The 16,569-nt window shown below is 41.4% G+C and carries 11 protein-coding genes; 6 read left to right on the top strand and 5 right to left on the bottom strand.

All coding sequences use genetic code 11. The features are described from left to right. Nucleotides 1-137: 137 nt before the first annotated feature. The 4 genes from DW938_RS04685 (at nucleotide 138) to DW938_RS04670 (ending at nucleotide 8,591) form a co-directional block, all read left to right on the top strand. Nucleotides 138-2,855: a PD-(D/E)XK nuclease family protein gene (locus DW938_RS04685; RefSeq protein ID WP_181984371.1), complete on the top strand. Its 2,718-nt coding sequence runs from the start codon at nucleotides 138-140 to the stop codon at nucleotides 2,853-2,855. Beyond that, on the top strand, nucleotides 2,852-6,100 hold the full coding sequence (locus tag DW938_RS04680; RefSeq protein ID WP_118124031.1) for a UvrD-helicase domain-containing protein: 3,249 nt from the start codon (nucleotides 2,852-2,854) through the stop codon (nucleotides 6,098-6,100). The genes DW938_RS04685 and DW938_RS04680 overlap by 4 nt, the downstream gene beginning before the upstream one ends. Nucleotides 6,101-6,269: 169 nt before the next feature. Next, nucleotides 6,270-8,210 carry a diguanylate cyclase gene (locus DW938_RS04675; protein ID WP_118124030.1) on the top strand — a complete coding sequence of 647 codons (1,941 nt, stop codon included), beginning with the start codon at nucleotides 6,270-6,272 and terminating at the stop codon, nucleotides 8,208-8,210. Nucleotides 8,211-8,240: 30 nt separating this feature from the next. Further along, nucleotides 8,241-8,591 carry an Hpt domain-containing protein gene (locus DW938_RS04670; protein WP_117905096.1) on the top strand — a complete coding sequence of 117 codons (351 nt, stop codon included), beginning with the start codon at nucleotides 8,241-8,243 and terminating at the stop codon, nucleotides 8,589-8,591. Between the two features lie 195 nt (nucleotides 8,592-8,786). Here DW938_RS04670 and DW938_RS04665 read toward each other — a convergent pair whose 3' ends face one another. Genes DW938_RS04665 through DW938_RS04655 form a run of 3 tightly spaced genes read right to left on the bottom strand, consistent with a single transcriptional unit; the run spans nucleotide 8,787 to nucleotide 12,149 of the window. Beyond that, nucleotides 8,787-10,115: a triacylglycerol lipase gene (locus tag DW938_RS04665; protein ID WP_118124029.1), complete on the bottom strand. Its 1,329-nt coding sequence runs from the start codon at nucleotides 10,113-10,115 to the stop codon at nucleotides 8,787-8,789. 11 nt (nucleotides 10,116-10,126) lie between these two features. Then, nucleotides 10,127-11,107, bottom strand: coding sequence for an ATP-binding protein (locus DW938_RS04660; protein WP_118124028.1), 981 nt, complete (start codon nucleotides 11,105-11,107; stop codon nucleotides 10,127-10,129). A gap of 13 nt (nucleotides 11,108-11,120) precedes the next feature. Further along, nucleotides 11,121-12,149, bottom strand: a complete 1,029-nt coding sequence (locus tag DW938_RS04655; RefSeq protein ID WP_118124027.1) for a DnaD domain protein — start codon at nucleotides 12,147-12,149, stop codon at nucleotides 11,121-11,123. A 142-nt stretch (nucleotides 12,150-12,291) separates the two neighbouring features. On the opposite strand from DW938_RS04655, the gene DW938_RS04650 reads away from it, so the two are divergent. Then, complete coding sequence (locus tag DW938_RS04650; protein ID WP_022287322.1) at nucleotides 12,292-12,735, top strand: GNAT family N-acetyltransferase; 444 nt, start codon at nucleotides 12,292-12,294, stop codon at nucleotides 12,733-12,735. On the opposite strand, the gene DW938_RS04645 is transcribed toward DW938_RS04650, so the two are convergent. Both DW938_RS04645 and DW938_RS04640 read right to left on the bottom strand, forming a co-directional pair. After that, nucleotides 12,725-13,795 (bottom strand): ATPase, encoded by a 1,071-nt coding sequence (locus DW938_RS04645; RefSeq protein WP_118124026.1) that lies wholly within the window; start codon nucleotides 13,793-13,795, stop codon nucleotides 12,725-12,727. The two genes, DW938_RS04650 and DW938_RS04645, sit on opposite strands and share 11 nt — an antisense overlap. 455 nt (nucleotides 13,796-14,250) lie before the next feature. After that, a complete protein-coding gene (locus tag DW938_RS04640) occupies nucleotides 14,251-14,844 on the bottom strand; it encodes a DUF3267 domain-containing protein (RefSeq protein ID WP_117876210.1) in 594 nt (197 codons plus the stop codon). A gap of 229 nt (nucleotides 14,845-15,073) precedes the next feature. Here DW938_RS04640 and DW938_RS04635 point away from each other — a divergent pair, with 229 nt between their 5' ends. Next, nucleotides 15,074-16,192 carry a 5-methyltetrahydropteroyltriglutamate--homocysteine S-methyltransferase gene (locus DW938_RS04635; protein ID WP_118124025.1) on the top strand — a complete coding sequence of 373 codons (1,119 nt, stop codon included), beginning with the start codon at nucleotides 15,074-15,076 and terminating at the stop codon, nucleotides 16,190-16,192. The last annotated feature ends 377 nt before the right edge of the window (nucleotides 16,193-16,569 follow it).

Below are 16,569 nucleotides of genomic sequence, written 5' to 3'. Positions count from 1 at the left end.
CGGTATGATTTTGTCAATAAATTTTCTTTAATATTGTGTTTCAAAAAAGTATACAAACACGCTGATTGTAGATTGACAAGATTTTTCTGCTATGGTAAAATGTTATTATGATAATTTATGTTAGGGGAGAAAGCGTAATGACTTTTATAGAGTGGCTCAAAGGCTGTAATGAAGCAGACCCTTTGACTAAAAAGGTTTACATATGTAATGATTATCTCAACGCCGAGAGAATGTTGGAGAACGCAAGCGGTGAAAATATTGTTATAAGGCTTGAAAGATACACAGTCGCAGATCATGCAAAGCATATTATCGAAACCAGTGCCGAGTATATGGACAGCAGGATAATAACACTGTCAAATGCTGAGGGCTGTGAGATAGTAAGACGTATTATTGATGAAAGCGGTATAAGCTATTTCAAAAGCGATGATCATAATGCCTGCATGGAGATATTCAAGACAATATCAGAGCTTAGAATGAACTGTATAGGCCCTGATTCATTGTCCTTGGAAAGCAGACGTATCAACACGCTGAGTGCGATCTTTCAAGCGTATGAAAATAAGCTTTCAGACAGCAAACTATATGACAGTGCAAAGCTCATAAGCATTGCCAGCGGTCTTATAAAGGCTGGTAAGACAGACGTGAACGGCGTTCATTTTGCATATGACAAAGAAATAGAAGCTGACAAGCTGACAGCGGAGTATATAGGGCTTTTGCCTGATCCTGCGGTGATAGATAACATGGCTGATATGAGCGATGAGCAGTATCAGAATGGTCTGAGAGAGTTAGCACAAAAGGCGGAGCTTTGGAGAAATTATGGCGTAACAAACGAGGTGGAGAGAACTGTTCTACATATCGTGAACAGTGGTTACGAGCTTTGCGATACCGCTGTGCTGTGTCCGGATGATGAGTATATGGACTTGCTCATGAATATGTGCGATCAATACAAAGTCCCCGTGGAATTTCCTGAGGGCATTTCATGCAGACACAGTGACGTTGTTGCATTTTTCAGGGCAATGCTCAAATGGTGCAAAAATGACTATAGATTTGACCTTTTCAAAGATGTGATGCTCTCTCCTGTTTTTCATTATGAGAAAGAAACAGAGGACGGCAAGACCAAAAGCAAGGGCAGGATATTCCTTGAAGCACAGAACTCAGGAAACGGTTGGGGCATTGAATGGTATAGCACAAGGGATAGTAAGATGTTCAAGGATTTTAATGAGGTCTTTAAAAAAGAGAATGTCAGCGCAAAAGAGTTTTACGGTGGCGTGCTGAAATTGGTGAATGAGTATGTGAGAGGTACAAACGCTGAGCAGAGAAGTTCTATATCAAGCGTAAAGGACGCTTTGATAGGCAGATATAGATTTTATGCAGACTATGACAAGAGTCTTAGCTTGCAGGAAGCAATGACTGAGATCACCGACATTGCAGAGAACGCAAGGTATTCTTTGCCTGCATCAAAAGGCGCTGTTACCTGCTGTCTTATGGGGAAGTATTCTGCGCTTTTCATGAAAAACATATATGTTCTTGGTCTGACAACAGGAAGATTTCCTGTCATGCAGGACGAGTCGCCTGTTCTGAACGATAAGGAGAGAGAACAGCTTTTCGGCAACCGTGACCATTGTTCTGACGCTATCGAGCGCAGAAAGCTCACTGACCTTGTGAGAACTGTTCTCATGGCTGAGAGAGAGAACCTTGTTGTAAGCTGTAGTGTTTATGATACCGTAGAAATAAGAGCGCAAAGCCCGTCGGCAGTGTATACTGTTATTGCGGCTGAAAAGGGCATTGATGTAAACAAAATAGAAGTGTATGATTATCTTTCTGACAGACGCAAGGTTAGCGTGCGTTCTGAGATATCATTAAACAGTGCTTTTCTTAACAAGGCAGAAAAAATCGGGCTTCATTATGACGGTGCAAAACAAAGCGAAAGCCTTACGGAGTATCTTGATAAGCAAAGAAAAAGCCGTATAGATATATTGCGTGAAATGTGCAAAAATGAACATTTTATCATTTCTGCCACAAGCCTTTCGACTATGCTTCAGTGTCCGCTGAGGTTTTTCTATGAGCGTATCGCCCATGTTGAAAAGCCGCAGGAGGTGGATATAGACCGCAGTGCATGGCTCAAAGGCAATGTCAAGGGAATGTATATACATGAGATAATGGAGAATTATGCCAAGACTGTGCTTAAAGGCAAAAGTGCGGCTGAGGTGTCTGAAACTGTTGACAAGGCGATGCTTGATGAGATATTCGATAGCGTTTCTAAAAACTATCTCCGTAACTATCCCCCTGTGGATATGGCTGTGGCACATAGTGAGAGAAATGAATATTACACCTGTGTCAAAGCTTATCTTGACGAACTGCACGGCGATATACACTCAGGCAAACGTGAGGTCGTTGAGGTCGAGTATCCATTTGTCGGCGATGTGAAAATAGGCAAATATACAGTCACCATAAGGGGCAGGATAGACCGCCTTGACAAGATAATAGACGGCGCAAATGTGTCATATCAGATAGTTGACTACAAGACGGAGGATATCAAAAAATTCAGGGAAAAGCTTCCAGAAGACCCACAGGATCATATTTATGCCCTTGCGCTTGAAAAAGGTCTTACGCCTGTGGGCGAAGTGAGCGAAAGTGATATCGTTTCCGCAGATTATGTTTTCATTCTTGAAAAAGGGAATTGCCATGTAGTTAACAATAAGGATAATTCTGGAATCGAAAACATGATAACAATGACATTTAAGAAAATAGTAGAAGAGGGCTTTAAAAAGTGTATTGTGAATAAGAATGATAAAATTACTCCATGCACGTTTTGTCCTGCTTATGAAGAAGTTTGCTCAGGGGGTGCAACAGAATGAGTGAAGAACAGATAAGAAGCTATATAATAGACAAAGACAGTTATGATAAGAATATCCTTGTTGAAGCAGGCGCAGGTGCAGGCAAGACAAGGCTTATAATACAACGTGTTATAGGTCAGATAGGCGCAGGTATACCTGTTGAAAAGATAGTGCTTATAACTTTCACCAATGCTGCTGCAAACGAGCTTTATGAGAGGATACAGGCAGGGCTTACGGAGAATATCGCAAAATGTAGCGGTGAGGAAAAGAAGCTGTATGAGAACGCTGTTATGAATTTACAGCGCATGAAGATAAGCACTATACACAGCTTTTGTTTGAGTATGCTGTCAGAACAGCCTTTTGAAGCTGACCTGCATTTGGGATTAAAACTTGCCGAGGACGGTGAAACAAAGCAGGCACAGGCTGGCTTTTTCGAGAGATATTACCGCACAAATGGTGCGAACATAGAAGATTTCGGCTTTCTGAACAGCAATCAATATAAGCTCAGAGACAGCCGTGTGAAAAACTTTCTTATGGAAACATTTCTTGAGTGTGCTGAATACAGAGATGTTGAGTTTGTTAGGGATAAAAGCTATGACAGTGTGACATTTGACACCATAAATAAGCTTGCCTATAAAGAAATGTGTAACTATAGGGATAGTCTTGTGCGTGCATTCTATAATGGTGCTTTGGGTGGAAAATACGAAGATATAGCAGGTTTTCTTGTTGATGATGTGACGAAGAAATTACCTGATGATATGAAGACCTATGACCCAAAGTATAATTATGTAAAAGTTTGCGCTAATCTTAAAGCTTGCAAAAAGTTCCTTGAGCCTTTTAATAAGACTAAAATTAAGAAAGATCATCCAAAGAGCAATGAGAACATGGCTATTTTCAGCCCAAGTGGGTTTGATAATGTAAAGAAAGAAAATGCACTGTATGCACTCAACAAGACGGCAACGTATATAGAGCAGGTTGTAAAGGCTTATCAGGAGAGTGAAGACGGGGAGAGCGTTTCAAATGACGGACTTTTGTATCACACTCACGAGCTTCTCAAAAACAGCAGTGAGGCAAGAGCGTTTTTCAAAGACAAGTATTCCTGCATTTATATAGATGAGTTTCAGGATACTGATGTTATGCAGACTGAGCTTCTGCTGTATCTTTGCGCTGACGACAGCAAGCTTACAGCAGGCGGTGATATATGGCAATGCCCGCTCCGTGACGGTGCGTTGTTTGCGGTGGGCGACCCTAAACAGTCTATCTACGGCTTCCGTGACGCCGATATCAGGCTTTATAACAAAATGAAATCCAAATTCCAGAACAATAACGAGAAAAACTGCGAGTTTTTCTCACTTGATTACAACTTCCGCTCTGATGAGCAGCTTATAGCTTGGGTAAATGAAAAGTTTCAGCCGGAAATAAACGGCAAATACGGCATGACATACAGCGATATGATATCAAAGGCTGATAAGCCTGCGGCTGTTTCCGACGACGTTATCAGAGGGGCGTATTTTGTCAAAGATCCGGGTGCTGAAAGTGTGGCTAAGATAATTTCAGACCTTGTGAACTGTGGAAAGATATTCGACAAGGGCGTGGAAAGACCTATAAAATACAGTGATTTTCTTCTGCTTCTTTGGAATACAACTCAAATGGAGTTTTATTCAATGGTCTTGACAGATCGTGGCATACCATATACAATGTGGGGCAAACGTCCTCAAAAAAACAATCTGGTGCTGAAAAGATTTATTGCTCTTGCAGAGTTCGTTTTTGAAAGCTACAGTCCTACCGCAAAGGAAAAGGCTTATTCTATCCTTTGGAGATGTAGGCCTGACAGCATCGATTTTGAAGACGCTGAAATTGACGTAGACGATTATGAACAAAACTGTGAAAGCAATGACGCCACGCTTGTTGCAGTAAAGGCGTCTGCCGATACTGTCAATGAGCCTATAGCGAAGCTTTATAAGATCCTTGATTTTCCTGAGCTTCTTTTCGATAATACCAGCAACAGAGAATATGAGCTTTCAAATCTTATCTATCTTATTGAAAAGTGGGAAAAGCAGGATTTTGCAGGAAGCGGCGAGCTTATGGATATGATGAAAAACGAGCTTTCTGTGCTGAAAGAAAAAGAGCTTATCCTTGACAGCAGTGAGCAGAACTGCGTAAGGCTCATGAATCTTCACAAGGCAAAGGGTCTTGAGGGGAATATCGTTATTATGGCGGAGGCTAAAAATCATAAATTCAGCGGTGGAAAGTACACCGACCTTGTGGCTAAAAGACAGGTCTATGTACCTTTGAAAACAAGCGATTATTCATATATGGACTATCTGACATTCTATCCTAATGAGAGGAAGCAGGCAGAGGATAAATATTTTGGCGAACAGCTCAGGCTTGAATATGTTGCGGCCACAAGAGCAAAGCAGGCTTTTATATTTGTGTATACTTTTGAACGGAAAAAAACTGTGATCGACAAACTTACAATGAGCAAAATAGGCAGAGAACTGCCGCAGATAAACAATGCCACAGCGCAAAGTGCTGTGCAGGCGGCGCAGATAAACGTCAAGGATATATTCGACGAGGTGAACAACAGCCGAAATGCTTTTGATGAAAGCGTTAAAAAGCTCAGTGAGAAACATGTTAGCAAAATCACTCCTAGCCACCTTGAGGACGGCAAAAAAGTCACTATACCAAGTGGAGTGGAGAAACTGTCTTACAAACGTCCAAAGGGCATAGATATCGGTCATATGGTACATCGTGCCTTTGAGCTTGCGGTGAATATGCGTGGAAAGCTGTTTCCGTATAACGAAACGCCACAGCAGAAAGAGCTAATCCAGAAGATTGTCAGCAGAGCGTATCTCGACTTTGAGGGCGAGTGCAGTTCGCAGGCTTCTGAGAGCTTTTATAAGGACTATATCAACTATCAGCTTCACAGCTTTTTGAAAGATAAGGATATCGAAAAATTGCTCAAAACTGCGCAGGCAGTGTATACAGAGCTTCCATTCTACAGTATGGACGGCAATGAATACAGCAACGGAGTTATGGATCTTGTGCTTAAAATGTCAGACAAAAGCTTTATCATAATCGACTATAAGACCAACATACAGGAAGAAGCCGACAGAAAGCTTTTTGAGGAGAGAATTTTAAAGACATATCGTCCACAGCTTGATTTCTACGAAAAGATACTCAGAAAAATGCTTTCGCTCAGTGAGAAAACTGAGGTGGAGTGCCATATTTACTTTATGAATGACGATAAATATATGAAAAACTAGAGCAAAGTCGCTTAAAATATGAATGAGTTAATATTATGAATAATATTATAATTTGTATCGTTCGGTTGACAATGTGATTGAGGTGTGGTATAATAAATCAGTTAATAATGTCGAAAAAAGTAAAAAAAAGCAACAATAAGTCTGCACTAAGCGTAAGGAGAACGTGAATATGGACGTGTACAAATTATGGACCTGCGATGATAACAGCGAAAGCCAACTGAGTTCTAACTTATCGGAAATAGAAAAGGAAATTGACGTTCTCAGGAAAACTTTTGATTTTGTCAGGCTTCTGAAAGCGGACGGTCCTCATGGAGTGAGCGGCTGCGTTGAAAATCCATGTCAGTGTTTTTCTTTTTGGAAAGTGGACGAGCCTTGTGAAAACTGTATATCCTTAAAAACTTTTATTGATAAAAAGCCGAGAACTAAGCTTGAATTTATGGGAACTGACATTTATCAGGTCTTTTCAAAGTATGTTCAGGTTGACGGAGAGCCGTATGTTATGGAGCTTATCAAAAAGCTTGATGAGGACTCTCTGCTGGGTGTTCAGGACAGAGAAAAGATAATGAATAAGCTGTCAAAATATCATAAGGCAATGTATACCGATGCGTTGACAGGTGCGAGCAACAGGAGATATTTTGAAGATAAGCTTAAAAAGTCCCATGTGCCTGCGGGCGTTGCGATGATAGATCTTGACGACTTCAAGGTTTATAACGATACATGCGGTCATGACGTAGGAGATATGGTGCTTGTGACAGTGGTTGATGTTATAAGGCGCTGTATTAGAAAATCTGATGTGCTTGTGCGTTATGGTGGCGACGAATTTTTGCTTGTCATGCCTGATATTCAGGAGGACGATTTTGCCCATAAGCTCAGGAAGATAAAACGAAATATCCATGCGGCAACTGTGCCAGGGTATTCAAATATACGTCTGTCAGCAAGCGTCGGCGGCGTTTTCTCTGATGGCGATAGCCTTGACGAAGCTGTCAGCAAGGCTGATAAGCTTATGTATCAGGCAAAGACAAAGAAAGATACAGTTGTCACAGATGGTCACGAAAGTGTTGCCGGTGAGCCTCAAAAGCAGGAGATACTTATTGTTGACGATTCAAATATAAACAGAGAGATACTCTCTGAAATGCTTGGCAATGAATATATCATACATGAGGCGGCAAGCGGCGAGGAGTGTATTGACCTGCTTAATCAGTATGGCACTGGAATTTCACTTGTGCTTTTAGATATAATCATGCCCGAAATGGACGGATTTGAAGTTCTGGACTATATGGCGCAACACCATTGGATAGAGGATATCCCTGTTATAATGATATCAAGCGAGGATTCTGTATCCTCTATAAGAAAAGCATATGAGTTTGGCGTTTCTGATTATATCAGCAGACCCTTTGATTCACGCGTTGTGTATCAGCGTGTGTTCAATACCATTAAGCTTTATGCAAAACAGCGCAGACTTATTTCCCTTGTAAGTGACCAGATGTACGAAAAAGATAAAAACAACCGTATGATGATAAGCATACTCAGCCAGATAGTAGAGTTCAGAAACGGCGAGAGTGGAAGCCATGTGGTGAACATAAAGCGCATAACGGAACTGCTTTTAGATAGGCTTCCTATGCGCACAAACAAGTATACTGTCAGCGGCACTGAGCAGCTTCTCATACCAATGGCTGCGGCACTCCATGATATCGGCAAGATAGGCATTGACGATAAGATACTCAATAAGCCCGGCAGGCTAACCAAAGAGGAGTTTGAGATAATGAAAACTCACTCCGCTATCGGAGCGCATATGCTTGAAAGTCTTGAGCAGTTCCGTGACGAGCCACTCTTGAAGATAGCCCATGACATATGCAGGTGGCACCATGAGCGTTATGACGGCAGGGGCTATCCTGACGGACTAAAAGGCGACGAGATACCCATATCGGCTCAGATAGTTTCTGTCGCCGACGTTTATGACGCACTTGTCAGCGAGCGAGTTTACAAAAAGGCGTATACTCATGAAAAGGCTATGGAAATGATACTTAACGGAGAGTGCGGTACATTCAACCCTGTGCTTGTCGAATGTCTTAAAGATATTCAGAACGAGCTTGCCAAGGGCGTAGAATAAGAGATGATATGATTTGTAAGGAGTGTCCTGATGACTACTAGAGAATTTTATGAAAGCATTGGCGCAAGTTATGACAACGTTCTGGTACGTTTCGGCAGTGAGAAAATGATAACAAAGTTTGCAAAAAGATTTGCTGATGATACAACTTTTCAGGATATGTGCAAGGCTTTAGAGGAGAAAAACGCCAAGGAAGCTTTCCGTATGGCTCACACCCTCAAAGGCATTTGCAGCAATCTTGGCTTTGATGAGCTTTACAAGGCGAGCTATGACCTTACAGAGGATCTTAGGGACGGTGAGCTGTCAGGCTATGAGCAGGATTATGAAAAGGTCTGCGAAAAATATAAGATAGTTTATGACAATGTGACAAAAATAGATAGCTGAGTGTCAGACTGTCGGTTTTATGGTGAGGAGGAGCTTCCACCCCATGAGCTTAGAATGATGTCTGTGTTCAATGCGAAGATAGCAAACTTCAATCGCAAAACTATCAAGGGCAGATAACGTTTCAGAATGAAATATTTAATTCGCTCCAGAAAATAGCAAAGCACCCGTATCATGTGCGATACGGGTGCTTTTTTATCAGAAGCCTTTTTCTTTAAGCTCTTTTACTATATCTACATAAAATTCTCTCACGTCAAAATCCTTGATGTTCTCCCTGAAAAGGTCGATAACATCGCCATGAGAAATGCCACGCTTGCCCTTGTGTTCTATCATCTTGGAGTTTTCACCATAAAGCCCCGACTCAACTGTTACTAGCCCGTCATTGCCCTTGCCGTATGGCTTGTTGAGCAGATAGCCGATATTTAACGGAAAACCTGCGGAACGTATACTGTTCATTTTGCTCATCACGGAGCGGTAGGAAACCAACTGGCTGTCGGGGGTGCTTGCGTTAAGCTCAGAGCAGTTTTTGTAAGTCAGGTCATAAACGCCATCTAAAAAGCTTGGGTCTTTGTCACCCAGAGCAGTGAAAAGCTTGTTGTATTTTCTATCAACAAAGCCCTGTATGCTCTCAGGTATCTTCCCAAGAAGCATATCAACGAATTTACAGCCATAGTGTGGCGTGTTTATGGTGGTAAGAGTTGCCACATATTTGTCCATGCCGAGGTGAGAGATAGCGTATCTTGAGTCAAGCCCGCCTTTTGAGTGTGCGATTATGTTGACCTTTTCTGCGCCAGTTTCTGCAATAACTTCTTTTATCCTTTCAGCTACCTCAGTGGCACTGACGGATACTTTGTTGGCGGACTGTTGCTTGCCGTAATAGACCTCTGCGCCATTTCTAATAAGTTCGTTAGGTACTCTGCCCCAATAGTTTATTACCTGCCAATCACGGAAGAATATGCCATGCACCATAAGTATAGGATACTTTGTCTTGCATATCTCGTTCTCTTTTCGTGCAGCGTCAAGGTCAAGCTTTGCCTGCTCGAAGTAGTATTCACTTCTCGCTGCCTTGTAGAATTTTCTGAACACGATGCAGTTCACAAGAGGTATGTACCAGGTGAATAACAGAATAACATACCACAGTATTTTCACCTGACGTGCCGAAGCCGCTATCCGCACAATGCCGCTCAGACACAAAAGCGTTGTTACAGCATAAGCGCAAAGTGCATTTGCAAGAAGACGCCAGCCGTTCAGTTGTGTAAAGCAAAGCACTATCACTATTATAAGCTGTATAACGCTTTGCAAAACACCGCAACCAAGTACAAACGCTCCGGAATCAAGCCGTCGGATTTTTCCATGAGAACCTTTGCGTCCATGTGATTTGAACATGAAAACCAAGGTGTATAGTGTCAAAAGTATGATGATAAGAGTTTTGAGCAGAGAATTTATGTCAATAAGTTTCCACAGCGCAGGTGCGTTTGCAAGCAGAAGCACCGGTATAGAAAGAAAAGTTCCCCTTATTTTTTTCATTTTTTTACCCCTTAAAGATTATTTTTCAGTTTTACGTGTCTAATATCGTTTCCCACAAACATAATAGGCATGAAACAGCCTGTGAGCCTCGAAACTATACGCTCATTATATTTTCCATTGTATTCGTCATTGGTGAGATTGGTAGAGATTATCGTTGGCCTGCCAAGGTTGATACGCTCGTTGATTATTTCATAGATCACGGAATCTGTAAAGCTCGTTTGAAATTCTGAGCCGAGGTCGTCAAGGATAACAAGGTCGGCATTCTCTATGATGTCAAGTGTCTGACCTGTAGCTCTGCCGAAATGCTCGTCCTCTATCTGTCTGAGAAGCTTCAGCAGAGAGGCGAAAATGACGCTGTAGCCCTTTTGTATAAGTTCATTTGCAATGCAGGCTGAAAGAAAAGTCTTGCCAAGACCTGTTTTGCCAATGAAAAACAGTGATGGAGAGTTTTCATGAAATTTGTCAGCATATGCACGGCAGTTTGAATACACCGTTCTCATTTTCTCTCTTGGTGACATTCCATTACCGTCGCTTTCAGGATAAAATTCTATTCTGAACTCAGAGAAATCGTGGAGCTGGATACTGCAATTCTCGTTAAGCTCCTCAGTGGTGTATTTTTTCAGCAAGTCGGTGAAGCACTGGCACTTCACTCCGTCACGATAGCCATAATCACAGCATTTAGGACAGTAATAGTGATAATCAAGGTAGTCTTCAGGATAACCTCCCATTTTAAGCAGCCCTTTAATGGCACGTTTAGTATTGGCATTGTTTTGACGCATTTTTTGTATATAGTCTCTTCCATGAGCATTTTTGCCTACTATGCCCTTCATGAGTTCACAGTTATTTGCTTTTAGTGATCTTGTAAGAACCTCTATTTCAGGAAGTCGCTGTGCTATCTCCTGAGCGTGAACCTCATGCTCGTTCATGACAGCTTCACGCCGTCTTTTAAGTTCATTTTCAGCCTTGTCATAGGCGGTTATTGAATATTTCATTTTTTACTCCTTATCATAGTTTTCCTGATTTTTCTAGATCAAAATTCATTGCGAATTTTTCAAAATCATCAAGATCATAGGAAGTTTGCTTATTAGTATTCTTATTTTTCTTGGAGGTGTGGTACTTTTCGTCCTCGTGTGTGACCTGTTCAGGGGTAGTGATGCTCTTGCCGGCCCAGTTTGACAGTATAGTGTCTATATATTTGTAATTCAGTTTGTTGGTATTGTCAACGCACTTGTTATAGGCTATCTCCAGCATTTCAACAGTGAAGCCCATTGTTCGCCACTTTTCTATAAACTCAAGCTGCTGCTTTGACGGCTTTGCTGTCTGTCCGAAAATTTTCAGTGCCTTGAATTCATACTTTTTTATGTTGGAAAGCCTAATTATTTCTTGTTCAATTTGTTGATAAGTACAGATGTCTTGTTCAAACCACCCTCGCATTACTGTCACAAGGTAAGACACGTTGTGCTTTTCAAGTGACACACAGTATTCTGCGGCTAAGAGAATAGATGCAGCATCAAATCGGTAATACTCATAAAGAGCAAGAAGTTCCCCTTGCTCAGTTCCATTGATAGTGCGTTGTAAAACGGTTTGTATCTCGTCAAAGAGATGTGCAAGGTTAGGGTCCTTTTGCTGCTTTTCCAATATCTCAGAATTTTTGTATCTTATGCACAGCTTGTTTGAAACGCTCTGACGTTTCGGGGCAACTGCCTCAACTTTTGAAACAGGCTCGGCCTTTGTTTCAGGCTCTGAAACAGGTGTAGAAACGGCTTTGACCTGTGCAGGCTTTGCCATATCACTGTGTTCTGTGGTGATGACTCCCAGTGATACCCAGTGTGTCACAGCGTCAATGACAGTGTTCTCAGGAAGTCCTGACTTTTCCGCAAGCTTTGCACTGTCGCATTCACGTTCCGTTGAACAGAGTATGCAGAGAAGTACCTTTACAAAGTCGCCATCACTTAATTTTATGTATTTATCGACCACTTTAGACGGCACTGAAAAACTGCTTCCCCAGCGGTCGCAATCAAAAGTATATTTCATTATGTATCCTCGCAAATATGATTAAAACTATCCAAAATAATTATATCACATAATCTGGACTTTTGCAACAAAATTTGTGCATTTGACTTTTGATAAATAAAATGCTATAATAGGCTAATACCAAAGAAACGGAGAGATAAAAATGATAAGAAAATTTGTGCCTGAGGACAGGGAAGATTATATCAGATTTTCCACTGAGTTCTATAATTCTTCTGCAGTGGACAAGCCTGTTCCAAGAGAGCATTTTGAGCAGGGTTTTGATGAAATGATGAGGTCTGACGTGTATGTGCAGGGTTATATGCTCGTTTGTGACGGCAATAATGTTGGCTACTGTGTTACAATGAAAACATATTCAGTTGAAGCAGGCGGTATTACTATATGGATAGACGAGCTTTTTGTGCTGGAGGAATACCGCTCAAAAGGTCTCGGCAGGGAGCTTTTTAAGTATATCGAGGAAAATGGCGACAAAAAGCTCCGCCGTATCCGACTTGAAGTCGAGCTTGAAAACGGCAGAGCCATATCGCTTTATAAGAAAATGGGCTTTGAGCCTGCGCCTTACGACGGAATGTGGAAAACTATTTTATAGTCCTTTCGTGAATTTCCCTTGAAATGCTGTCGCAAACCTTATTAAGGGCGGCGTGGTCCATTGCGGCGATATAATACTTTTCTATCTCGTCATGGACTTTCTTGGCTTTCTTGATGCCTGAATACACTTCCTCTGCAAGGTCGGAGGCGGTGACTTTATCTAATCTCAGTCTTGTTTTCAGGGCTGAGATCTTTTTCTTGTCATAAAATCTGCCCATGTTGATAGCTTTTTCAAAGCCGTCAAGCTTGCTTATAGGGGAATTTATCACAAATGCGATGCCAGCCTCCGGGATAAGCAAATGCTCGTAAAGGGTGTTGCCAAATAGGATAGCAGGGCAGAGAATAACATCATAACCTCGCTTTACAGCCTGCTGTGCCATGAGGGTGACGAACTTGTGGGAAGCGGCATAATAATCATCGTTCATGGCGAACACGTCAAGGTAGCTGTCAAGAGTGGCAAGCTGCGTCATACAGCCGTATTCCGTCAAAGCGGTCAACTGTCTAAGATCAGTTTTACCACTGCCAGAGCCTTTTTTGTTTAGAAGACGTTTTGCTGATCGTTCTGTGAAGCTTTTCAGCTTTTCCTCCAGCAGACAGCCTTCACCGCAATTGTAGGTATCGAAGCAAACGTTAGACAGGGCAGTGGTAAACCTTTTGCTTCTTGCCAAAAGCGACTTGTTTTTGTCTGTGGTCTCGATTATTTCAGATCTGAAGGCCTTCAGCTTTTCTTCGTCCCAATACTCTCCTAAGTTGATTATTTTCTGACAAACTCCTGGATATGAACATTCCATAACGTGGGGCGCAGTGCCGTCGCAGATTATGGCCTTTGATGTATGCAGAACGATTGCATCAAGGGAAGCAGGGTCAGAGGAGCAATAAAACCTAGTGACGTCCTCTGTCGGTTCAAACTCGGCGGCTATCTTTTTCATAAGTGAAGATTTTCCTGTGCCTGCACCCCCTTTGAGTATGAATGTGAAATACTCCTTATCAGCCATTATCTTGCCAAATTCCGTGGAAAAACCATTCTGCGTCATTGCACCCAAAAAATACTTTTCTGACATAAATTACCCTCCATATCTCAAACGCATTAGATCAGTGTGACTGCGTTTGCATTTTCATTTTTATAATATGTCAGAAAAAGCATGATTGTTCAAAAAAATTTGGTGGACAAAAAAAGCTTGAAAAAAGTAAAAAACTTTCATTGCATGACGTTGCAAATTGACATTGTGATAACTACTTTATCTTTCCTGCCTGCAACAGGATACAAAACGCCGTCCGCTTTATGCAGTGCCTTTTTTACTATTGCAGAACTTTTCATTATGTTCCGCCTTTCTTATCTATCTTAATTCTGCGGTATCATACGGCTAGTTATGACTAACTCGTAAGCTTTTATGATAGCATAACAAGGTGGAAATGTCAATAGAATTGGGGCGATGGAAGGCGGTAAGGACAGAAAAATACCGATACAGATGGGGCTGTATCGGTGGAATATATGGGTAAAGCTTAGTCTGGAAATTCAAGAGATCTTGTACATATCATTTTTGTAGAACATTATTGAATCGTTTTTTTCAGAGCGCCTTAGAACGGTAAGGACATTATAAACATCTGGAAATGGCGAAACCATACCCATACACGCCATACCAAAATTCAATCCATTAAATACTCTAAATTCGGCAGGACTAATTAAAAATAATATAAAAGGAACCACCCCAAGAACAAAAGGCAGCAGACACATCAATATAAACTTATCTCGTTTTAATGGATATGATGCTAATGCCACAAATGTTGTCTTTCCTTTAATTCTTCCTATTGTTACATCTGCGTCCTTAGGATAAACGATTCCGTGTAACCACTCGTGGATCATCAACAATAAAAAGCCTAAAGCAAATCCCACCAAAATAAAAATTGGAGAGATCACTGTCACCTTGCAAACGATAGTTTTACCAAACATAGCAGCAAAAAGTAAAACACATAGAATTGCGGCGATCGGTGAAGCTTTTTTCATCAGTTCATCGACACTCTTAGGCGTTTCTATCTTTACTGCATTATCAGGTAACTTTCCTGTTTGATATTTATTTATATCATTTATTGACCACACAATTTTTATCATATTACATACCTTTGTTTATCTAATCTCGATTTATCGTCTAACTATATCGTATTATTCATTATACCACACCATATGCACCAAAGTCAAGCAAACTATTCGATCCGATATAGTTTGAAACTATATCTATCCCACAGAAATAAATATTTTACTATCGCCTTTTTTCGTGCTATACTAAATACCAGCAAACCAATAGGAAATAAACTATAGTAAAATGAAAGAGGTAACAAAAATGAGCAATAATATCAAAGTACCATGCCGCTACGATTTTGTGGGCAGCTTTCTTAGACCTGACTATCTGAAAAAGGCAAGAGCAGATTTTGAAAACGGCACTATCACAGCCGAGCAGCTTAAAGAGGTAGAGGATAAGGCTATCCTTGATCTCGTTGCAAAGCAGAAAAAGGCTGGTTATCATATCATCACTGATGGAGAGTTTCGCAGAGCAACATGGCATCTTGACTTTATGTGGGGCTTCAACGGAGTTGGTCACAGCAAGACACAGACAGGTCTGCCTTTCCATGGCGAGGCCGCAATGATAGACGATACATATCTCACAGGCAAGGTATCAGTTGGCGACCACCCATTTGTTGAGCATTTTAAATTCGTTAAGGCTCTCGAGGACGAGAACACAGTCGCAAAGCAGACTATCCCTGCCCCTGCACAGTTTCTTGAGCAGATGATAATGCCTTTTGCACTGGAGAACACAAAGAAGTATTATAACGATACAGAAGAGCTTGTTCAGGATATCGCAAAGGGCTACAGAAAAGTCATCGCTGACCTTTATGCAGCAGGCTGCCGCAACATTCAGTTTGACGATTGCTCATGGGGCATGATAGTTGACCCTAATGCAAAGGCTATTTTTGGAGTTGACGACGCAGGTCTTGAGGATATAAAAAGACTTCTGTTGAGAATAAACAACCTTGCTATCGAGGGCAAGCCTGAGGATCTTGTTATCACAACACACGTTTGCCGTGGTAACTTCCACTCAACATATGCAAGCAGCGGTGCTTATGACAGTGTAGCTGAGACGCTTTTCGCAGGCGAAAATGTAAGTGCATATTATCTTGAATTTGACGACGAGCGTTCAGGCGGTTTCGAGCCTTTGAAAGCAGTAAGCGGCGACAAGAAGGTAGTCCTCGGACTTATCACATCAAAGAAGCCTGAGCTTGAGGACAAGCAGGCTGTTATCGACCGTATCCACGATGCTGCAAAATACATCTCACTTGACAGACTTTGCCTTAGCCCACAGTGCGGTTTTGCGTCCTGCGAGATAGGCAACAAGCTCACAGATGAGGAGCAGTGGGCAAAGCTTGCTCTTGTTAAGGAGATAGCCGAAGAAGTTTGGGGATAACAAACAGATTTAACATATATCCCGAGGGATACTCAATATTCTTGATAAAAAATGACTCGCGTCAAAACATATCCAACTTCTTAACAGATCATACGAGTGCAGAGAAAAGGACAAATAAAAAAGTAGGGAGCGTTTCCAAATCGGTAGCGCTCCCTATAATATTACTTGTGGCTCTTAGGTTTCTGTTTTAAAATCTCTTGGATCTCTGCAAGATGTTTGGCTGTAAAGGTAATTAATCCTGTATAATGAAACTTGACACATACAAATAAAATGTGTCAAGTGATATTGACAAAACCATGGTGAGGGAAGTGATGTGATTTTTCTCAAATATGTTGATCCGATTTTCTTTTTCTATTTTCCATTGTCAATTCTGAAAA

The sequence above is a fragment of the Ruminococcus sp. AM43-6 genome (assembly GCF_003461785.1).
Classification (GTDB): Bacteria; Bacillota; Clostridia; order Oscillospirales; family Ruminococcaceae; genus Hominimerdicola; species Hominimerdicola aceti.
Note: the sequence above shows the minus strand (reverse complement) of the source record. Positions and strands in the feature narration are given on the sequence as shown.